This window comes from Nocardia sp. NPDC102475, from assembly GCF_055584605.1.
This window is the reverse complement of the sequence record NZ_JBVJLS010000025.1, coordinates 58,423-78,515: the sequence shown is the minus strand read 5'-3', so window position 1 is coordinate 78,515 and position 20,093 is coordinate 58,423. Positions and strand designations below refer to the sequence as shown.

Sequence of the window (20,093 nt, the reverse complement as noted above, 5' to 3'; positions counted from 1 at the left end):
ACGATGTCGAGTCCATTCGGCCACGGACCGAACCGGCCGACCACCCGCGTCAGACCGTATGCCCTGACCTCCGGGCGTACCGAACCCGCGGTCGACCTACCGCTCGAAGCGGTTATCGAAACCCTGTCGTACACTGCGCATCTCGATTGGCCGGCGGGCGATCTGCGCACCGAGATCCTGCGGCTGGGCACGCACCGGCTGTCGGTCGCCGAGATCGCCGCCCACCTGGATCGACCGCTCGGCATGGTCCGGGTCATGGTCGGTGACCTCGTCGTCGACGGCGCGCTGCGCGTGCATTCGACACTGACCGACGAGGCGAGCTTCGATGAGCGCCGTTCCCTTATGGAGAGGACTTTGCGTGGACTCCGTGCCCTATAGGCAAGGCGGAAATTACGGGCAGCCCGGCAACTCCGGATCCGGTAACACCGGACCCGCCGATGCCGACACCCGCGTCGCCTCGACCAAGATCGTGGTCGCAGGCGGCTTCGGGGCGGGTAAGACGACCTTCGTCGGCGCGGTATCGGAGATCGTTCCCCTACGCACCGAGGCCATGGTGACCCGCTTTTCCGATGGTATCGACGATCTCGCCGATACCCCGGACAAGGAAACCACCACGGTCGCAATGGATTTCGGCCGCATCATCCTGCCGGGCAACCTGGTGCTGTACCTGTTCGGCACGCCGGGCCAGCGCCGCTTCTGGTTCATGTGGGACGACCTGATCCGCGGCGCCATCGGCGCGGTGGTGCTCATCGACACCCGACGGCTCGAGGACAGCTTCGCCGCCGTCGACTTCTTCGAGGCGCGCAAGCTGCCGTTCCTGATCGCGGTCAACCGCTTCCCGGACGCGCCCCGCTTCCCGATCGCCGAACTGCGCGAGGCGCTTTCGGTGCGTGAGGGGGTGCCCATCGTGGATATCGACGCGCGCAATGCCATGGAGGTCCGCCAGGCGCTGGCGGCCGTCACCGAATACGCGATCGCCCAACTGAAGGCGCTCGAATTGGAAGGAACCGCTCGACATGCATGACGTCCGGTTGTTCGCCGCGGCGGACAACGGCGCAGTGGTGGACCAGTTCTCGATGGGATACTGGGTCGCCTCACTCTCCTACGGTGTTTCGGTGCTCGGCGCCGTGGTCGGGCTGGCCTGCGTACTACACGCGGCGCGATCGTCGCGGTTCCGGTTGGTGTGGGTGACCTCGGCCGCGGTGGCGCTCGGCGGCGTCGGGGTCTGGTTGTCGACCTCGGTCGCGCTGCTCGGCCTCGATATTTCGGGTACCGCGGCGCGCTTCGACGGCGGCAAGATGATCGCGGCGATGGTGACCTCGTTCGTCGCGGTATTCGTCGCGCTGATCATCATCGGCCGTCGGCTGCAACCGGCCCGGCTCATCCCGGGCGGGCTGGTCATGGGATTCGGCATCGGTCTCACCCTGTATCTGGGGCTCGGGTCCATTCGCATCCGGGGTTCGATCGATATCTCCCCGTGGCTCGCGGCGGTCGCGATGGCGGTCGCGGTGCTCACCGGTGTGGGCACGCTGTGGTCGTTCCAGGCGCTGCACGGTCTGCTCGCGCGGGCGGCCACGGTGCTGCTGTTCGCCGTCGGTGTGGCGGGCATGTACTACGCCGGGGTCGCGGCCATCGACCCGAACATCGATACCACCGCGAAGGCACCGGACGGACTCACGCTGTTCGAATTCGTCTTCCCGATGTTCGTCATCGGATCGCTCGCGCTGACGGTCCCGATCAGCGCGGTACTCATCGCACCGGACCGGCGCGAGACGGCGGCGGCGCTCGAGGCCAAGCGCCGGTCCGAGCTGCGGTCGGACCGGCTCCGGTCCGAGCTCCAGTCGGTGCGCTGAGCCGGCTGGAGCTCGCTGCCGATCGGCCGAGGGGTCAGGCCTTGGGTGCCGGCATCTCCCCGACGGTCTTGCTCGGATCGATGATGCCGATCGCCTCGCCCTGCGGACCGGCGATGACGGCCGAGCGTCCGGCGGGTGAATCCGCGATCGCCTGCAGCACCCGGCCGCCCAATTCCGTTGCCGTGGCGACACCGGCGTCCACATCGTCGTGCTGGAACCACACCAGCCAATACGACGGCATACCGTCGGCCGGCTTACCGGACTCGTCGGCTATGCCACCGACGCCCTCGGTTCTGGCCGGCGGAGTGAACACCACGTACTCGGCGTCGCCGAAGTCGAATTCCGTGTAACTGAAGCCGAATACGTCGCCGTAGAACTTCTTGGCCGCCTCGATATCGCGGGTGTGCAGTTCGTTCCAGCCGTAGGCGCCGTGCTCGTTGTAGACGGCCGCGCCGTTGTGCCCCGTCGCCTGCCATACCGCGAAGACCGCGCCGACCGGATCGGTCGCGACGAACATCCGGCCGAACTCCATGACATCGAAGGTCGGCACGATCACCTCACCGCCCGCCTGCTGCACCTTCGCGGCGGTGGCATCGGCATCGGTGACCGCGAAGTAGGTGGTCCAGACCGATGGCATGCCCGGCATCGACGGCGGCTTCGGACCGATTCCGGCCACCGGCGCGCCGGTTTTCAACGCCATCAGATAGCCGCCCGAATCCGGGCCGCCGTCCTGGATCTCCCAGCCGAACAAACCCTCGTAGAACTGTGCGGCCTTCCCCGGATCCTCGACCTGACAGTCGATCCAGGCCGGTGTTCCCTCGGGCCATGCCTCGTTGCGTATGGGCATCGGTCATCTCCGTTTCTAGTGAATAGGCACCTCCAGAGACCTAGTCAACCACCGGGCGCCGACAGTTTCGGCGGGTTCGGCGATGCCGCCGATTTCGGCCCACGCCACCCCCTACAGTGAGAGATATGCGTTTGGGGCTGGACTACGCGGCGGGCCGTCCCGGCGGCGCGGCCATTCGAGCGGCCGGTTTCGATTTCGTCGTGCGCTACCTCTCCGAGGGCGGTCCGACCCTGCCCGGCAAGCAGTTGACCCCGGCCGAAGCCGACGACCTGCGGGCCAACGGCATCTCCATCGTGTCGAACTGGGAGACCACCGCGGCCAGGATGCTGGACGGCTACGGCGCCGGAATAGTCGATGCCCGTACGGGTTTGGCGCAGGTGCTGCGCTGTGGCGGGCGGTTGGATCGGCCGATCTACTTTTCCGCGGACTTCGATTCGACACCGCAGGATCAGGTGGCGATCAACGCCTATCTCGACGGCGCGGCCACCGTGCTCGGCGCCGCGAATGTCGGTATCTACGGCGGGTTCTGGTCGATCAGCCGGGCGTTGGACGCGGGCTTCGCGGCCTGGTCGTGGCAGACCGATGCCTGGTCGGGCACCAATGTGGAGACAAGGCGCAATATCCATCAGACATTGCGTCAGGTGGTCGTCGGGGGCGTGCTCTGCGATGTAAACGAGGCCGAGACAATCGATTTCGGTCAGTGGGACTTCGTACAGGAGGAACCGGACGTGACGCCGGAACAAGAGGCAGTGCTGCGCGATATCCAGATCCAGTTGCGCGGTCCGGAGCTGTCCGGTTGGCCGCAACTCGGCACCGATGCGGAGGGCCGCTATCGCACGCTGGTGGACGGTGTGGCGGCGGCGCTACAGCGGATCAAGGAGCTGGAGGACGAATCTGCCGATTTGCGTACGCAAATCGGCGAATTGCGTACGGAGATCAGCGAACTCGAGGCCACCACCGCGGATCTGGTGGAAGAGGTGAAGCGGTTGGACGGGCCGCATTGGCCGTGGCCGCTGTCGCTGATCGAGGGTCCGGCCGACTTCGTGGGTGAGCAACTGGCCCGGCTGGAGTCCCTATTGCCGGACTTGCCAGGTCGGCCCGGTGGCCGGGAAGTGGGGAAATCGGCAGAGAGGCCGGAAGTTTGGCGATGAGCGGGTTCCCGGAGATCCGGTGAACCGGGGTTCCGAGAACCCGCCCTCTCGGATGAGGGTACCGGCGCGAGAGCACGAAATCATCACTGCGCCAGGACTTTTACGGACACGAAAAACCAACTCACAGTACGTAATTGACTGATGAGCTACCACTCCGCAATCACAGACACGGCGAACTTCCACGTGACTTGACCAACTTAGGTAGCTATTGGATTGCCACATTCTCGAGCGGGTACGGTCCGAGACCGGCATCGAGCCATTCCGGTCGATCGACCATCGCCCCAGCGCGTTCCGTCCTGTGCCAGCAGCGCGCGAGTTATCGTCAGCTTGCACATACCGGTTCGTACGAAAGAGTTCGCATGACCGTAAACGTGGTGCTCGACAAGCGGCGGCCCGGCAGAATCATCTGCCGGGCCGCCGTTCGTTCGAGCGTGGATCAGATCCGTTCCGGATCGATGAGCCCACGCCGCACCGCCTGCACCAAACGGCGCGGCACCTTGTGTACGACCCCGCCGACACTGACCGGCACCAGGTCCGGCGGGGTCGCCTTCCACTGCGAGCGACGGCTGCGGGTATTCGACCGCGACATCCTGCGCTTGGGCACCGCCATATCAGCCCTCCCCTCGTGAAGGCCGGGACGAGGCCCGCCTGCCGTATTTGCGCTCGAACTTCTCCACCCGGCCCTGGGTATCGAGCACGCGGTGCGCGCCGGTCCAGAACGGGTGTGAATCGGAGGTGACGTCCACGACCAGCAGCGGGTAGGTATTGCCGTCTTCCCATTCGGCAGTGCGTGCGCTGGTGGCGGTGGACCGGGTCAGGAACCGCTTTCCGGTACTCGAATCCTCGAACACCACAGGGTGGTAGTCCGGATGTATGCCAGTCTTCATTTCGCCTCTCCTCTAGGGCTTTTCGTCTGGCCATCGATCGGCAGGCCGGTGGGTTCGCAGGGGTCGGCATGCCATTCGCCGAAGGGGTCCTCCCACTGCGCTACCCGCTCGGGTGCGCGTTCCACCAGGCGCAGTTCGTCGTCCTCGACCAGCGCCCAGTGCAGGGCCTGCCGGATCTCGGCCGGGTCCGCGTCATGGACCAGGATGACCAGCGAGATATCGCGGTCGCCGAACTGCTCGTCCCAGCGCAGCGCGGCCATGGCCCGGCGCATGGGGTCGGCCTGTTCCAGCTCGCTCGGACTCATGGCGGCCAGCCACGGTCCCGCGCCGCCGACGCGCAATCCGCCGCCCGCCGATTCCAGCCACACCACCTCGTTCGGCTGGGTGGCCAGCCACATCCGCCCGCGCGCGGTCACGACGCCGTCGAAGAGCACGTCGAGGGCCTCGTGCAGGCGGGCCGGATGGAACGGGCGGCTCGCGGCGAATTCGACTAGGGCGACACCGTATTCGGCGCCGAGCGGCGGCTGGCCACGCAACAGCGGCGCGTGTGCATCGAAGACGCGGCCACGCCGTGAATGGGCCGGGATGCGCGCGAGCAATGCCTCGACATCGGCCGAGTCGAGCAGATCGATGTCGTCGATCCAGGCCACCGGCGCTTCGGGCGCGAGCCGGGACAGTACCGCGGCGAGACGCGCCCGATCGATCGGATCGCCGGTACTACCGTGTGCCACAACGGCATCCGCGAAGTCGACTTGACCGACCGCCACCTGAGCCACGGTCCGATCGTCGTCGGCGGTCGCCGGTCCACGCTCGGCGAGGGTGTCCTCGCCGGTGGCATCGGCCAACCAGGTTCGCGCGTCCACACAGGTGAGCACGGCCTCGACCCGCACATCGCGCCCGGCCGGGCCGTCGACACGTCCCACCACACCGGTGACGACGATATTCTCGATCGCCCGGCATACCGCCTCCGCCTCGAAGGCCGGATCCAGTTCCAGCACAATGCGATCCACCGATTCACGGGCCGCGAGCGCGCACAGCAGCGGCAGCAGATCGATGCGCAGGGTGCAGGAGACGCAGCCGTGCGCCAATTCGAGCACGGTCGAGGTCTCCTGCTCGCCGATGCGCACCGTGCGATGCACGATGCCCTCGCCGAGTCCGCCCAGGTCGTGGCGGATGGTGACGGTGGCCGGCGTCTCGCGCAGTGCGGCGGCCAGTCGTGCCACACCCGCCGCGGCCGCTCCGGAGCATCCGGCGAGCACCACGACGGGCGTTCTCCGGTCGGACTGCCCCCCGGGTGGGAGTAGGGCGGGTTCCACGCGACCTTCCTTTCGATAACGATTTTCATTTGCTGTCAGGCAACGGTACATTGTCGAACAGCCGTTGTCGAAAATGATTGTCAAATACTGGAAGGAGTCCGCATGTCGGCCCACTGCCAGGTCACCGGGCGCAAGCCGGGATTCGGCAAGTCCGTATCGCACTCGCACAAGCGGACGAGCCGGCGCTGGAATCCCAATATCCAGCGCAAGACCTACTACCTGCCCAGCGAGGACCGGCGCATCACGCTGAACGTCTCCGCCAAGGGCATCAAGACCATCGACCGGGACGGGATCGAGGCGGTCGTCGCCCGGATCCGAGCCCGCGGCGACAAGATCTGACGGGAGCGCGCCATGGCCTCGAAATCGACCGAGATCCGGCCGATCATCAAGCTGAAATCCACTGCGGGAACGGGATATACGTACGTCACGCGAAAGAACCGGCGCAATGATCCGGACCGGATGGTGCTGCGCAAATACGATCCGGTGGTGCGCAGGCACGTCGACTTCCGCGAGGAGCGCTGATGGCCAAGAAGTCGAAAATCGCCCGCAATGAACAGCGCAAGGAGATCGTCGCCCGCCATGCGGCGCGGCGTGCGGAGCTCAAGGAACTGATCCGCAAGCCGACCACCTCCGAGGAAGCCCGCGCAGCGGCACAGTCGGCGCTACATCGGCTGCCCCGCGATGCCAGTCCGGTACGATTGCGCAATCGGGACGCCGCGGACGGACGACCGCGCGGTCATCTCCGGAAGTTCGGACTTTCCCGCGTACGTGTACGCGAGATGGCCCATCGGGGTGAACTCCCCGGTGTGCACAAATCGAGCTGGTAGACAACCACTGATCTCGAGAAGGAAACCCGTCACATGGCAGTCAAGCGAGCACCCTCGAAGAAGGTTCGCGCCGAGCAGGCCCGTCGCCCGAAGAAGAACCCGCTGATCGCGGCGGGCATCGAGACGGTCGACTACAAGGACGTCAACCTGCTGCGCACCTTCATCTCCGATCGCGGCAAGATCCGCAGCCGCCGGGTCACCGGGCTCACCCCGCAGCAGCAGCGCCAGGTCGCCGTCGCGGTGAAGAACGCCCGCGAGATGGCACTTCTGCCGTTCACCAGCCGGTAGACACCGACGCGGAAGGGCCTCGAAGCTGAAGCAGCCTCGGGGCCCTTCGTCGTCAGCACGTCACGGGATGGTGAGCACCTGGCCGGGGTTGATGGCATCCGGGTTGTCGATGCCGCTGGCGTCGGCGATCTCCTGGTAGCGGTTGCCGTCGCCGTAGAAGCGCTCGGCGATCGCCCACAGGGTGTCGCCCGGCTCGACCGTGTAGGTCTGCGCGGCCGGCGGCGGTGGCGGAACCTCTTCGGCGGCGGGCGCGGCGGCCTGCTCGGCAACCGGCTCGAGCTCCGGTTCCGGGGCGGGCAGCGGGTTGTCGGTCTGGGTGTCCGACGCCCACAGCGCGCTGCCGTCCGTGCCGTACAGCACCACATTGCGGTCGGCCTGCACGGTCAGCCGGTCCGCTTCCCGGCCATTGGTTTCGGTGGCCCAGGCGGCGCCCTCACCCTTGTAGAGCACGAAGTTGCCGTCCTCCTGCAGGACGGCCCGCTCGACACCCTGATCGTGAGTCAGAGTGGACCACACGACATTTCCATCCGGTTCCGACAGCACCAGATTGCCATCGGGCTGCAGGGTCAGGGTGTACGCACCGCCGACCAGAGTCTGGCCGAGCCCGAGTTCTTCACCTACGCGCAGCGTGTCGCCCACGTTCTTCCTTTCGAAGGTTTACTGTGCCAAGCATTCCGACTCGATGCGTGCCGCTGGGCGCGCATCGGCCCCCGAATGTACTGTGCGGGCGAGCAGCGCGGAGGTATTACGCGCAGGCTTAGCCGAATGTTCACTGTGTCCGCTTCATCGCTCTATCATCTTGTCGCACAAACCGACACAATCATTCTCCTGGTTTGCTGGCGCGGTTCGCCTCGGCGCTTCGACGGGTGGATTAGGGTGGTCGGTATGTATCGGATGTCGCGAGTTCGGCCCGCCGCAGTCGCCGTCGCATTGTTCGTCGGCCTCGCCGTCACCGCATGCGGTGGCTCCGATAACGGTGGGACACAAGGGAAGACAACGAGTGCAGCGAAGAGTACGCCGACCGAGGGTACACCCGCCGACGCGGGCCGGATGTTCGTCGCCGATCCGACGATCGTTGGCGCGCATCCGATTCCGTTCACGTCCTGGTCACGGGTGGCCGATGATCGGATCGCGATCAACTTCGAGACCGGATCGCCGGAGTGCTATGGCGTGGATGCCGGCGTGACCGAGACCGATTCGACGGTCACCGTGGAACTCCGATCGGGTACGCGCGCCGATGCCGTCGGCCGAATGTGCACCATGATCGCGGTTTTCGGCACCCTCGAGGTGCCGCTGAAGACTCCACTCGGCAGCCGACAGGTCCTCAGCGCGGTCTAGACGGGTTCGGCGACCGCGTCCGAGAGGGCGGCGAATTCCAAGTAGGTTGTGGGTTTGGCTGGGCCCCAGGTCTTTTGCGCCATGACGCGCATCGGCATCGTGATCGATGCGGCTATCCGGTCCGGAGTTTGTGCGGTCGGGTCGTCGCACCATACGTATAGACCGGAGCCGAGATTGCTCGCGTTCTGTAGCGGAGTCAGCCGGGTGCCGTCCACGAAAAGTGCTGGGTCCCAGAGCTCGTAGGCCAGTGGGGCCGGAATATTGCCAATGGTGGCCGGTCCGCCGGTCACGTAATACGTGGGCGTGAAGGCCGCATTCTTCACCTGATGTCCAGCGGCGATGAGACCCGGTGCGGTGCGCGCATTTCCGAAGAATGGCAGGGGCAGTTGCGGGATGCCTGCGCGGCTCCAGAAGTCGATGACGATATCGCGGTCGGGCGTGATGGTTCCCTCGCCGGTGTGCAGTCCGTCGTTCCAGATGCGTGGACGTTTGCCGTGGGCGCGCACGATTTCGGCGCCCCAGTTGATCAGGCCGAGGTAGGCGTCGACGGGTTGAGCCAGCGGGCCGTAGGTGGCGCGGGCGTATTCGCCCAGTTGCGGATATTCGTCCATGGAAACGACCCGGGTGCCCTGCAGCAGGAACTCGTCTGCGCCGAGATGCCAATAGCGGCCGGGGAATTGGGGAAGGAATTCCTCCAGGATGTCGCGCATCAAGTCGTAGCTTTGCGGGTTCGAGATATCGATGGCGGAGTCCGAGACGACTCCGGCCGCGCTGCGCAGTTTCAGCTCAGGATGCGCCGCGAGAATCCCGTTCATATGGCCAGGGAAATCCACCTCCGGCACGATCTCGACCTGATAGCGCGCCGCGTAGTCGATCAGATCGCGGATGTCTTGCTTCGAATAGTGTTCCGGTGCAGTGATTTCCGGATGGCTATCGCTCTCGAGTCGAAATCCGAAGGTGTCCGAGAAGTGCAGGTGCAGCAGGTTGAGTTTGAGCTGGGCCATGCGCCGGACCTGATCGCGCAGCATATCGACCGGCGTGAATTCGCGGCCGACGTCGAGCATGAGTGAGCGTTCGCGGTAGTCGGGCCAATCCGTCACGGTGCCGCCGGGAATCGCGGGGTTCCCGCGCAGCATCTGCAGTGCGGACCTGGTGGCGTAGAAGGTTCCGGCCGTGTCCGAGCCCTGGAGATCGAGCGTGTCGCCGACCGCTATCCGGTACGACTCCGGAGTGTCCGGCGCCCCGACGACCGGACCGTTCCGCAGTACGATGTCACCCGGATCGCCGGACGAACCAGACTGTGCCACAACATCATTGCCGGTAACAGCGTGCAGGCCGTCCGCAAGGTCTACTGCGGCGTCGCGCAGCCCGTCTCCGGCATACAGCACTCGGGCATGAACGCCGAGTGCGAACCCGGTACCGCCGGGAGTCCAGCTCTTCACTGACGGAACCGTCAGCGGTGCGGCCGGTTCGGCACGCGCCTGGGGCTGGGCGACGAGCGCCACGGCCGCCATAGCCACCACACCCGATACCACCGCACGAGTCGCCATACCGGTCACTCTACGAAAACCGTCCTGCTCTGCCCGGCAGTTGACTCATGACACGCAAAGAGGGCGGGAGCCGGTGGCTCCCGCCCTCTTCAGGGATAACTCAGTGCGCGAAGTGGCGAGATCCCGTCAGGTAGAGGGTGACTCCCGCTTCACGGGCCAGGTCGATGGTGTCCTGGTCGCGGACCGAGCCGCCGGGCTGCACAATGGCCCGGATACCGGCCTGGATGAGCTGCTGCGGGCCGTCGGAGAACGGGAAGAACGCATCCGATGCGGCGACCGACCCCTTGGCCCGGTCACCGGCGCGCTGCACCGCGAGACCCACCGCATCGACCCGGTTGACCTGGCCCATGCCGACGCCGACCGAGGCGCCGTCGTGGGCGAGCAGGATGGCATTGGACTTCACGGCACGGCAGGCGCGCCAAGCGAACTCGAGATCGGCAAGGGTTTCCGCATCGGCCGCCTCACCCGCCACCAGGGTCCAGTTCTCCGGGTTGTCGCCAGGGGCGTCGAGGATGTCGCGGCTCTGCAGCAGTGCGCCGCCGCTGATCGGGCGCAGCTCCGCACCAGCGCGCCGCGGCGGCTCGGCGACCAGGATGCGCACATTCTTCTTGCGCTGCAACACCTCGACGGCGCCATCGGCATAGGACGGCGCGACGATCACCTCGGTGAAGATATCGGCGACCTGTTCGGCCATCTCCACGGTGATCTCACCGTTGGCGGCGATCACGCCGCCGTAGGCGCTCACCGGATCGCATGCGTGCGCCTTGCGGTGCGCCTCGGCGAGATCCGCACCGATCGCGATGCCACAGGGGTTGGCGTGCTTGATGATCGCGACCGCCGGGGCCGAATGGTCGTACGCGGCGCGCCAGGCGGCGTCGGCATCGGTGTAGTTGTTGTACGACATTTCCTTGCCGTGCAACTGCTTTGCCTGCGCCAGGCCCCGGCTGCCGTCGTTCTGGGTGTACAGCGCGGCGGCCTGATGCGGGTTCTCGCCGTAGCGAAGCACCGAGGCGCGCTCCCAGGAGCCACCGATCCAGCTCGGGAACTGCTGTGCGGCAGCCTCATTCGCCTCGCCGACCGGAGCGAGCACGCTGGTCATCCAGCTCGCGACCGCGACGTCATAGCTTGCGGTGTGCTGGAATGCCTTGGCCGCCAACACGGTCCGCTCGGGCAGAGTGAAGCCGCCCGCCTGCACCGCGGCGAGTACGTCGTCGTAGTCGCCGCTGTCGACGACCACCGCGACCGACGGATGGTTCTTGGCGGCCGCGCGCACCATGGACGGACCGCCGATATCGATCTGCTCGACGCATTCGTCATTGCTCGCACCGCTGGCCACGGTCTGGGTGAAGGGGTACAGATTCACCACCACGAGCTGGAAGGCCTCGACGCCGAGCTCGACCAGCTGGTCGACGTGCTCGGCCTTGCGGGTATCGGCGAGGATGCCCGCGTGCACCCGCGGGTGCAGGGTCTTGACCCGGCCGTCCAGGGTTTCCGGGAATCCGGTCAGATCCTCGACCTTGGTCACCGGGATGCCCGCGTCGGCGATCTTGCCCGCCGTCGAACCGGTCGAAACCAGTTCGATACCGGCGGCGTTCAGCCCGGTCGCGAGCTCGATGAGCCCCGTCTTGTCGTAGACGCTGATCAGCGCCCTGTGAATCCCCTTACGCTCACTCACCGAAGTACCCGCTCATCTGGAATTACTGCCTTTCGTCCGTCGGAGACAATGCCTCTGGTGGCGACGGCGGCGACAACCTCCGCCAGCAACCGTCGCTCGACAACCTTGATGCGCTCATGCAGCGTGGCCTCGTCGTCATCGTCGAGCACCGGCACCGCCTCCTGGGCCAGGATCGGTCCGGTATCGATGCCGGAATCGACCAGGTGCACGGTCGAACCGGTGACCTTCACCCCGTAGGCGAGTGCGTCGCGGACCCCGTGCGCGCCCGGGAATGCGGGCAGCAGCGCGGGGTGGGTATTGATGATCCGGCCGCCGTAGCGGGCCAGGAAGACCGGGCCGAGGATCTTCATGAATCCGGCCGAGACCACCAGATCGGGTTCGTAGGCGGCGACCGCATCGGTCAGCGCGACATCCCAGGCGGCGCGATCGGGGAAATCCTGCACGGCCATCCGGAAGGCCGGAATCCCCGCGGCGGCCGCGTGTTCGGTGGCCTGGCAGACGCGGTCCACGCCGACGGCGACGACGGTTGCCGGAAACTCCGGAGCGGCGGCGGCCTCGATGAGAGCGCGCAGCAGGGAACCGGTGCCAGAGGCCAGCACGACGACGGTTGCCGGGGTCGCGGATGGCACCCACGGGGCATTCGAAGACGACTGGGGGTTGGCAGCCGGCGAAGCCGGCGGGGTGGGCAAGCTCAGCGGTCCACTCCTGCATGTCGGTCGAAAGGGCGGAGGCGGTGTTACACCGCCAGGTAGAGCCTAACGACCGTCCACCCGGTCACTTTCCGGCAGGTCCGCCTCGACGACTTCGGCATCGACGATGTCGGGGAAGGTATTGCTGCCCGCGGCGCCCGACGTGGCGATGGCGGGCTGCTCGTCGACCAGTTCGCCGTCGAGTTCCACTTCGAAGTCGGGACCGGCGTAGTCGTCGTAGTGCTCGTCCTCGTAATGATCGTCGTCGTGATCGCGGTCTTCGTAGTAGTCATCTTCGTAGTAGTCGTCTTCGTAGTAGTCGTCGTAATCCGCGTCCTCGTCGTCGTACCCGGTCACCGGCGCGCCGATGGGAACGACGACCCAACGCGCGAACACCAGACCCACATATCCGGTTACGGCCAACCAGCCGAAGGCCACCACCGCGAAGATCGGCAGGTCGAGCCCGAACTGTCCGAACGTTCCGAGGTCGCCGCCCGCCACCACGCCGAGCAGTACCAACATCACGGTCGCCACTCCGGCTGAGGTCAGCGTCGCCCACGGTGCGGCCGCGCGGTCGTGGGAGGTCCGTCCGATATCGAGCCCGCCGAGGACACCCACCGCAGCCGGAATCAACAGCAGCACCGGCCACCAGCCTTCGGCGGGTCCGGTCGGCACCGCCGCCATGAGCGGAACGGCCGGAAGCGGGCCGCCGGCAACGGAAAACACCCCGATCGACGCATCCCCGAACTGCGCGCCGGAGCCGACGAGGACGCCGACCGTCGCGATCACCACATTCGGGAGATACGCCAGCGAGAGCAGGATCAGCCCGAGCACACCCGCCGCATTGCCCGCGGTGTGAAAGGTGTCACCGATGCGCGACCAGTGCGCGAGGAAGGACACGATGACGACCGCGGTGGCGCAGGTCAGCAGGCGTACGACTGTTCGACCCGCGCCGAATGCGCCCGCGATCGCCCAGTCCGGCAACCGCAGCAGGGTGAACAGCCGACGCCGACTCCGGCTCGCGATGCCACCGACCGCGGCGACCAGATGCACTGCGCCGACCCAGCCGAAGGCGGCCAGCGTATTCGGCGGCTGCAATGCCACGACACCGGAGGCGTCCTCGGCGACCGCCAGACAGACGGCAGTGACCAGCAGCGGTCCGGACAGCGCCGCACCGACGATCCAGCCGAGATCCGCCCGCGAACTGTCCGGCTCGACCGCGCGGGCGCAATCGCGACCGGTCGCCCAGACCAGCAGTCCGGTCGGCAGCAGCGGTAGGAGTTCGAGCGAGGTCTTGCCGATCACCAGCGGAACCTGGTGTGCCGCAAGCCAACCTGCGGCGATCGCACCCGAGGTGCCAGCCAGGTTACTGCCCGAGGACAGTAGAGCGGCCAGCATCAGGACGACGACGGCGACGAGCGCGTAGGTGGTCGGCCGGGCCGCGACCAGGAGCAGCACGCGGGCGCGCTCGGGGGTCAGCGATAGAAATCCGGCCTCGTCGAAAACGTCCGCGGATGTGCGCGGCGTCGATCGGTCGCTCCGCGCCGAACGTTCCGGCGCGCCGCGGGACTCGGCGGTCCGGCGCACAAGAGAGGATCTCGAGGAGCTCATGGAAATTCAGCGTGGCAGCTCCCCCGGCGTGAGCGGGTCAGGCGCGCCGACCCGTTCTGGGGCGCGCCGGGAGAGCCGACGAACTACTTGTTCTCGTCCGGACGGAATGCGTGGGTGGCGTCCGAGGACGGGTCCGAACCGGATTCACCGCCGAACGGCTGACCCTGCTGACCCTGCTGGCCCTGACCGAAACCCGGTGTGCCGTACTGCTGTCCGGACTGCGGGGTCCCGAAGTGCTGGGTTGCACTCTCATCCGGGCGCGGCTGCGCGGCGGGCGACGAACCGTAGGGCGAACCCTGCTGCGCCGCACCGTATCCGGGCTGCTGACCATAGGCGGGCGGCTGCTGGCCGTAGGACGGCTGCTGGCCCTGACCGTAGGTCGGCTGGCTCGGCTGACTCTGACCGTAGGGCTGCTGCGACGGGTACTGCGGTGCGCCCTGGCCGTACTGACCCGGCTGGCTCTGGCCGAACTGACCCGGCTGACCCTGACCGTACTGGCTCGGCTGACCCTGACCGAAGACCGAGGGCTGCCCCTGTCCGAACGCACCCTGCTGACCGTAACCGCCGGAACCGAAACCGCTCGGCGGGGCCTGCGGGGTGGCGGGCTTGGGTGCGGGCGGGGTCAGGATGCCGGATTCGAAGAGCACGGCGACGACCGCGACGGCCGTCTGCACGAGTGCGAGGAATAGCAGCACGTATGCGCCCCACTTCAGCTCGACGTTCAGATCGTCGGGCGTGGTGAAGGACAGGAACAGCGTGCCGAGGAAACCGGCGGCGGATGCCGCGGCCGCGGCGCCGGTCCAATTCTGCTTGGGCAGCAACGAAAGTCCGGCGAGCAGGCCGCCGAGCAGCAGGATGGCCAGCAGTCCCGCCGCGCCGAAGTACTGGAAGAGACTGAGCGTGTCATTACCTTCGACCGTGACACCTCGCACTTCCCGCGGCTTCTGACCGAAGAACGGGAGGAAGCCGAGCAGGAAGTTGATCACACCGAGCGCGGCGACGCCGACCACCAAGAAGTACGGCAGGCCCTTCGGGGTGGACTCGGTGCCGGTACCAGCCGATTGGCCGGAGCTGGAAGGTGCGGGTGGCGTCGCGGGTGCGTTGTACCCGGAGCCCCCGGTCGGGTATGACATGGTCGTCGTCTCCTAGGTCGAGTCGTACGTCGTCTGAACGGCTGGATCTCTACCTGACGCTACTGCACTCGCTTGCCCAGGTCACCCTTAACGAACTGGCCGGGCGACCGAAAAACGGCGTCTACGCTGGTCCTGTGTGGATCTGCGCCGACCGATAACAATTCTGCGCTACCGCCTCGGATGGGAACGCACTTCGGCCCGGAGCGAGCTGCTCCGGGCCGAATCCCCTCCAGTGCGCCCCAAGTGACTAGCGGGGCACGACATACCAGGCGCCGTAGCTGCCGACGCAGTCGAAGTCCTGCCATTCGCCGGTCCGGATGCCCTCGTTGCCGCGAGCGAGGCACTGGTGTTCGTATTCGAAAGGGCCGAGGTTGCCCGGCTGAGCCTGGGCCGATCCGGTGCCGAACGGGCCCGCTACGGCGGGGGCGATGCCGCCGACGAAGCCGGCGACGGTGAGGGCGGCGATGGCCGCGATGCGAGCGGGGCGGATGCGATTGACGGTCATGTCTGCGCCTTTTCTCTGGTTGGTTCCCTTGGCGATGACCAGAGTCCCGTGCGGCCGTCTCAGCGCGATTTCATCCGCATTTCACGAGGTAGTGCCCGGTTTTTCGAGTCTGTTGAGGTAGCGCTGCCAGCCGAAACCACTGGTCCGGTAGGCGGACCGGGTGCGCTCGACCAACTCGCCGTCCGGGTCGCCACGAACATGCCGCAGCGCGACTTCGATCGCGCGGGCCGCGAGTGCCGGGACGCCGCCGGGAGCCGCCGCGTCGTGCTCCGCGAGCAGTCCTGCGGCCTCGTCGAATTCGCCCTTGGCGATGAGGACGTCGGCGAGTTCGAGCCGGGCCAGACCGGCCTCCTCTTCGTGGGCCAAGGCGGAGCGGCAGTAGGATTCGGCGGCGTCGAGTTGTCCGGCAGCCAACGCGACCGCGGCACGGGTGAGGTCGTTGAGCGGCAGGATCTGTCGATCGTCGAGGCGGCGGGCGTAGCGGTCGGATTCTTCGACCATCGCGAGTGCGTCCTCGGTGCGGCCCAGATCGAGCAGTGCCTTGGCCTGATTGCTCAGGCCGCGGGAGAGGCTGTGCTCATCGTCATTGGCGCGGTCCACCTCGGTGGAGCGCTGGTAGGCGGCGAGAGCGGCTGCCGCGTCACCCGAATACAACAGCGCGGTGCCGAGTGCGTCGGCGAAGGATGAGGCCTGCGTGACGCGCACCGCCAGCCGCTCCCCCTCGCGCAGGCGCTCCACCGCCTCCGGGAGTTTGGCCCGTTCGATATCGACGATGCTCTGGTAGTAGCGCACGGTCTGGGCGAGTTCGATGTCGTCCAGCGGCGCGGCGAGTTCACTTGCTCTAGCCAATTGTGCTGCGGCGGAATCGAAATCGCCGGTCATCAGGGTATGGAAGCCGTAATGACTCAGCGCCTGCGCCAATTCGGCCGCCGCAGTGTCGGCAGGCACTGACTCGATCAATGCCCCGTAGTGGCGTCGCGCCTCGCGGAACCAGGCCCTGGCCAGCCAGGGGACGTGCATTGCGGTGGCGAGTCGTAAACCGGCGGCGGCTCTCGATGTTCCCGGTGCGTTTTCGAGAGCGGCGAGGATATTCGGCCATTCGGCGAAGACCGCGGCCACGGATTCGGCCGTTGCGAAATCGTCGGGCTCGCCGATGTCGCGCACCAGATCGAGACACCAGGCCACGTGTCGGGCACGGAGCGGATCGGTCTCGTGGGTTTGCGCCAGTTGTGCGAGTGCGTAGTCGCGGACCGTCTCCAAGAGTACGAATCGTCTTGTCGCACCGTAGTTCTGGACGGACACCAAGCTTCGGTTCACCAGGTCGGCGAGTGCGGGCGCGATATCGCCGCCATCGAGATCCGCTGCGGGCGTGACAGCTTCGGCCGCCTCCAGCGTGCACCCGCCCGCGAATACCCCCAGCCTGCGCAAGACCGCCCGCTCCCGTTCGGCCAGCAGTTCATAACTCCAGTCCAGGGCTACCCGCAGACTCGTATGCCGCCCTCCCCCGGCATCCCGCGCCCCGCCGACCAACAGCCGCACCCGATCATCGATGCGCTGCGCGAGTTGCGAAATCGTGAGCGTCCGAGTGAGACCTGCGGCCAACTCGATACCCAGTGGCAGCCAATCCACCGCCGCGCAGATCCTGACCAGTTCCGCACGCTCATCGACGGTGACCAAACCGTGCAATCCGGCCCGTTCGGTGAACAGTGCGACGCCATTGCCACGTTCCAGCGGACCCAGCGGATAGACCGACTCGCCCGCCACTCCCAGTGCTCGCTGCGAAGTGATCAAGATGCTGGAACCGGTTGCGGCAGTCGCTAATTCAGCAACAGGCTCGATCAAATGCTCGGCATTGTCGAGGATCAACAAGACTTGCTGTGCGTTGTCGCTGGCGGGGGCGCCCGAACCACCTCGGCTGCCCGAGTCATTCGGCGGACCCGCATTTGCGCGCTCGAGGTCACGCGAATCGCCCAGCGCCGCCATATCACCTGTCGCACCCGCATCCGAGCGCGTGCCAGAGCCACCTCGCATATCCGAGCCATTCGGCGGACCCGCATTTGCGCGCGCAAGGGCACCCGAATCGCCCAGGGCGACCGAACTATCCAACGCTGCCACATCACCTGGCGCGGCTACATCCCTGTGAGCACGGGAATCATCTGTGGCTCCCGAAGTACCGAGCGCCGCAATGATTCCCGGCAATGGGTCGTCGGGGTTGATCGGGATGTCTTCCGTCAGGCCATTTGTCTCGAGTACTGCGAGCACTGCGGGCAGCACGTCCTCGGCTCGGACCAGGGGTGCCAGTTCGACGAAGGCGACCGGGCGGCCGGAGTTGGCGGCGGCGCGGGCGAGTTCGGCTGCGAGACGGGACTTTCCGCTGCCCGCGACGCCGACCAGGGTCGTCAGCCCGGGTTCGGAGAGGCGGGTGCCGAGGGTGTCGAATTCACGGCCGCGGCCGATGAAACTGGTCGCCGGGGCCGAGACGACCGGGTCGGGGTGGGGTGCGGCGGTTGCTGTTTCGGTGGTGACGGGGATCGGCGCGGCATTCGTGGGACGCAGGGTCGGATCGTGGTCGAGGATGCGCAGCTCCAGCGCTGCCGTCTCCGGTGCCGGGTCGACACCGAGTTCCTCGGCGAGATTTCGGCGCAGGCGGGCGAGCCGGTCGAGTGCGTCCGCTTGCCGCCCAGTGCGATACAGCGCCAATGCCAGCAGACCCGAGAGCGGCTCGTGCAGCGGATAACGCGCCACCAGGCCGGTCAGTTCGGTGACGACCTCCCCGGCCGCGCCCAATTCCAGATTGGCCTCCAGCCCCGCCACGGTCAGCGACAGCCGCCAATCGTCGAGCCGGTCCCCCTCTGCCGCCGCATACGGAACACTGCGCAGATCGGCCAGCGCGGCTCCACGCCACAACCCCAGCGCCTCTCGCGCGGCCGCAGCGACAACGGCATGGTCACCAGCCCGGCGCGCGGCATACAGCCGCTGCGCCGCCACCTCCGCGGTCACCAGATCCGATGCCCTCGAGCTCGCGTGATATCCGGCAGGCGTCCGTCCGATGACCTCCGTATGTGCCCCGAGTGCCGCCCGCAACCGCGAAACCACCACCCGCAACCGCTGCACCGGCCGCTCGACGTCCGCACCCCACAGATCCTCGGCCAGCCGCCCATCAGGAACCGGCACACCGTTCGCCAACGCCAACCGCACCAACACGGCCCGCTCCAACGGCCGATCGATGCGGACACTCTCCTCGCCCGCCCACAACTGCACTGGGCCCAGCACCAGCACGTCCACGCCTCACAGCATGGCAGCGCCGCTTTGTCCGCGCACACCCGGTCGCCCGAGCACTGCTCGATCCCTGTTCAGGCCGTGAGATCCTAACGGCGACAAGCATTCCAAAACGGACACAGGTCTGTTTCAGGGCGGTGTCGTGGCGGGTTGGTCGTGCCAAGCTGTCAGGCGATGCTCACCTACACCCAAGCCGTTGTTATCGGCGCACTGCAAGGCATAACCGAACTGTTCCCGATTTCCAGCCTGGGTCATTCCGTTTTGGTGCCCGCGTGGCTGGGTGGGTCCTGGAGCGATCTGGTCACCCAGGGCGATTCCGATTCCGGCACACCGTATCTCGCCTTCGTTGTCGGGCTGCATGTGGCGACCGCGATCGCGCTGCTGGTGTTCTATCGGCGCGACTGGGTCGAGATCGTGGCCGGGTTCCTCACCACACTGCGTACCCGCCGGATCGAAACCTCGACACAGCGCCTGGCGTGGCTGGTTTTCCTGGCGACCGTGCCGGTAGGCGTTCTCGGTTTGCTGCTGGAACATCCATTGCGCACCTTGTTCGCGAAACCCCTTGCGGCAGGCCTATTTCTGACGTTGAACGGAGTCGTGCTGGTCACCGGTGAGGTGATGCGTCGCCGCAGCCAGCCGACGCTGTCCGACTACGGCCGCCGCTTCGCCGAGTCCGAGGCACGGACCAAGGCCATCGAAGAGGGATATTTCGTCGCGACGGCGGAGGAGCCGACCGGCCTCGGCGATCTGTCGGCCAAGGACGCGTTGATCATCGGTGTCTCGCAGGCAGGCGCACTGTTCGCGGGCATCAGCCGCTCCGGCATGACAATGGTCGGCGGCCTGCTGCGCGGTTTGGACCACGAGGACGCGGCGAAATTCGCCTTCCTGCTTGCCACTCCGGTCATTCTGGCGGCTGGCGTGCTGAAGCTGCCGACGCTGGCCGGTCCGCAGGGCGACGGCATTCTCGGTCAGGTGCTGGTCGGATCGATCGTCGCGGGCGGCGCGGCGTATATCGCGGTTCGCTTCCTGGAGCGCTACTTCAAATCGAATTCACTGCTGCCGTTCGCGGTGTACAGCCTCGTCTTCGGAATCGCTTCGGTAGTTCACTTCTTCTGATACAACGCCGAAGGCCGCCACCCCAATC

Annotated in this window: 22 protein-coding genes; 10 read left to right on the top strand and 12 right to left on the bottom strand. The window is 66.8% G+C overall.

All coding sequences use genetic code 11. The annotated features are described in order from the left end of the window. Positions 1-3 precede the first annotated feature (3 nt). Genes ACZ60G_RS34830 through ACZ60G_RS34820 form a run of 3 tightly spaced genes read left to right on the top strand, consistent with a single transcriptional unit; the run spans position 4 to position 1,853 of the window. Complete coding sequence (locus ACZ60G_RS34830) at positions 4-378, top strand: DUF742 domain-containing protein (protein ID WP_040695427.1); 375 nt, start codon at positions 4-6, stop codon at positions 376-378. Further along, positions 359-1,024, top strand: a complete 666-nt coding sequence (locus tag ACZ60G_RS34825; protein ID WP_465815578.1) for a GTP-binding protein — start codon at positions 359-361, stop codon at positions 1,022-1,024. The genes ACZ60G_RS34830 and ACZ60G_RS34825 overlap by 20 nt, the downstream gene beginning before the upstream one ends. Continuing rightward, a complete protein-coding gene (locus ACZ60G_RS34820) occupies positions 1,017-1,853 on the top strand; it encodes an MHYT domain-containing protein (protein WP_465815576.1) in 837 nt (278 codons plus the stop codon). The genes ACZ60G_RS34825 and ACZ60G_RS34820 overlap by 8 nt, the downstream gene beginning before the upstream one ends. 34 nt (positions 1,854-1,887) lie before the next feature. Here the strand turns inward: ACZ60G_RS34820 and ACZ60G_RS34815 are convergent, their stop codons facing one another. Continuing rightward, positions 1,888-2,700 carry a VOC family protein gene (locus ACZ60G_RS34815; RefSeq protein ID WP_465815574.1) on the bottom strand — a complete coding sequence of 271 codons (813 nt, stop codon included), beginning with the start codon at positions 2,698-2,700 and terminating at the stop codon, positions 1,888-1,890. Positions 2,701-2,825: 125 nt separating this feature from the next. Between ACZ60G_RS34815 and ACZ60G_RS34810 the strand changes: the two genes are divergently transcribed. Continuing rightward, positions 2,826-3,851 carry a DUF1906 domain-containing protein gene (locus ACZ60G_RS34810; protein WP_465815572.1) on the top strand — a complete coding sequence of 342 codons (1,026 nt, stop codon included), beginning with the start codon at positions 2,826-2,828 and terminating at the stop codon, positions 3,849-3,851. A gap of 436 nt (positions 3,852-4,287) precedes the next feature. Here the strand turns inward: ACZ60G_RS34810 and rpmF are convergent, their stop codons facing one another. Genes rpmF through mrf form a run of 3 tightly spaced genes read right to left on the bottom strand, consistent with a single transcriptional unit; the run spans position 4,288 to position 6,054 of the window. Next, the gene (rpmF, locus tag ACZ60G_RS34805; RefSeq protein ID WP_465815570.1) at positions 4,288-4,461 is read right to left on the bottom strand and encodes a 50S ribosomal protein L32; all 174 of its coding nucleotides are present in this window, start codon (positions 4,459-4,461) and stop codon (positions 4,288-4,290) included. 1 nt (position 4,462) lies between these two features. Further along, the gene (locus ACZ60G_RS34800) at positions 4,463-4,738 is read right to left on the bottom strand and encodes a type B 50S ribosomal protein L31 (protein WP_465815568.1); all 276 of its coding nucleotides are present in this window, start codon (positions 4,736-4,738) and stop codon (positions 4,463-4,465) included. Further along, positions 4,735-6,054, bottom strand: a complete 1,320-nt coding sequence (gene mrf / locus ACZ60G_RS34795) for a ribosome hibernation factor-recruiting GTPase MRF (protein WP_465815566.1) — start codon at positions 6,052-6,054, stop codon at positions 4,735-4,737. Before mrf ends, ACZ60G_RS34800 begins: the two co-directional genes overlap by 4 nt. A 102-nt stretch (positions 6,055-6,156) precedes the next feature. On the opposite strand from mrf, the gene rpmB reads away from it, so the two are divergent. Genes rpmB through rpsR form a run of 4 tightly spaced genes read left to right on the top strand, consistent with a single transcriptional unit; the run spans position 6,157 to position 7,169 of the window. After that, on the top strand, positions 6,157-6,393 hold the full coding sequence (gene rpmB, locus ACZ60G_RS34790) for a 50S ribosomal protein L28 (protein ID WP_062986533.1): 237 nt from the start codon (positions 6,157-6,159) through the stop codon (positions 6,391-6,393). 12 nt (positions 6,394-6,405) lie between these two features. Further along, entirely contained in the window at positions 6,406-6,576 is a 171-nt protein-coding gene (gene rpmG / locus ACZ60G_RS34785) for a 50S ribosomal protein L33 (RefSeq protein WP_040695436.1), read from the top strand. Continuing rightward, positions 6,576-6,881: a 30S ribosomal protein S14 gene (rpsN, locus tag ACZ60G_RS34780; protein ID WP_465815564.1), complete on the top strand. Its 306-nt coding sequence runs from the start codon at positions 6,576-6,578 to the stop codon at positions 6,879-6,881. Before rpmG ends, rpsN begins: the two co-directional genes overlap by 1 nt. 33 nt (positions 6,882-6,914) lie before the next feature. Beyond that, on the top strand, positions 6,915-7,169 hold the full coding sequence (rpsR, locus tag ACZ60G_RS34775) for a 30S ribosomal protein S18 (protein WP_011211513.1): 255 nt from the start codon (positions 6,915-6,917) through the stop codon (positions 7,167-7,169). Between the two features lie 60 nt (positions 7,170-7,229). Here rpsR and ACZ60G_RS34770 read toward each other — a convergent pair whose 3' ends face one another. Beyond that, entirely contained in the window at positions 7,230-7,808 is a 579-nt protein-coding gene (locus tag ACZ60G_RS34770; RefSeq protein WP_465815562.1) for a LysM peptidoglycan-binding domain-containing protein, read from the bottom strand. A gap of 246 nt (positions 7,809-8,054) precedes the next feature. On the opposite strand from ACZ60G_RS34770, the gene ACZ60G_RS34765 reads away from it, so the two are divergent. Continuing rightward, the gene (locus tag ACZ60G_RS34765) at positions 8,055-8,507 is read left to right on the top strand and encodes a hypothetical protein (RefSeq protein WP_465815560.1); all 453 of its coding nucleotides are present in this window, start codon (positions 8,055-8,057) and stop codon (positions 8,505-8,507) included. Here the strand turns inward: ACZ60G_RS34765 and ACZ60G_RS34760 are convergent. The 7 genes from ACZ60G_RS34760 to ACZ60G_RS34730 form a co-directional block, all read right to left on the bottom strand. Further along, entirely contained in the window at positions 8,504-10,057 is a 1,554-nt protein-coding gene (locus ACZ60G_RS34760) for a family 20 glycosylhydrolase (protein WP_465815558.1), read from the bottom strand. The two genes, ACZ60G_RS34765 and ACZ60G_RS34760, sit on opposite strands and share 4 nt — an antisense overlap. 100 nt (positions 10,058-10,157) lie before the next feature. Next, the gene (purH, locus tag ACZ60G_RS34755) at positions 10,158-11,732 is read right to left on the bottom strand and encodes a bifunctional phosphoribosylaminoimidazolecarboxamide formyltransferase/IMP cyclohydrolase (RefSeq protein ID WP_465815557.1); all 1,575 of its coding nucleotides are present in this window, start codon (positions 11,730-11,732) and stop codon (positions 10,158-10,160) included. Then, positions 11,729-12,361, bottom strand: coding sequence for a phosphoribosylglycinamide formyltransferase (purN, locus tag ACZ60G_RS34750; protein WP_465815556.1), 633 nt, complete (start codon positions 12,359-12,361; stop codon positions 11,729-11,731). Before purN ends, purH begins: the two co-directional genes overlap by 4 nt. Positions 12,362-12,487: 126 nt before the next feature. Continuing rightward, complete coding sequence (locus ACZ60G_RS34745) at positions 12,488-14,032, bottom strand: cell division protein PerM (RefSeq protein WP_465815554.1); 1,545 nt, start codon at positions 14,030-14,032, stop codon at positions 12,488-12,490. Between the two features lie 83 nt (positions 14,033-14,115). Continuing rightward, positions 14,116-15,165, bottom strand: coding sequence for a DUF5336 domain-containing protein (locus tag ACZ60G_RS34740; protein ID WP_465815552.1), 1,050 nt, complete (start codon positions 15,163-15,165; stop codon positions 14,116-14,118). A gap of 247 nt (positions 15,166-15,412) precedes the next feature. After that, entirely contained in the window at positions 15,413-15,670 is a 258-nt protein-coding gene (locus tag ACZ60G_RS34735; RefSeq protein WP_465815550.1) for a hypothetical protein, read from the bottom strand. 81 nt (positions 15,671-15,751) lie between these two features. Then, positions 15,752-18,955, bottom strand: coding sequence for an AfsR/SARP family transcriptional regulator (locus ACZ60G_RS34730; protein WP_465815548.1), 3,204 nt, complete (start codon positions 18,953-18,955; stop codon positions 15,752-15,754). A gap of 168 nt (positions 18,956-19,123) precedes the next feature. On the opposite strand from ACZ60G_RS34730, the gene ACZ60G_RS34725 reads away from it, so the two are divergent. Then, on the top strand, positions 19,124-20,065 hold the full coding sequence (locus ACZ60G_RS34725) for an undecaprenyl-diphosphate phosphatase (RefSeq protein ID WP_465815547.1): 942 nt from the start codon (positions 19,124-19,126) through the stop codon (positions 20,063-20,065). The last annotated feature ends 28 nt before the right edge of the window (positions 20,066-20,093 follow it).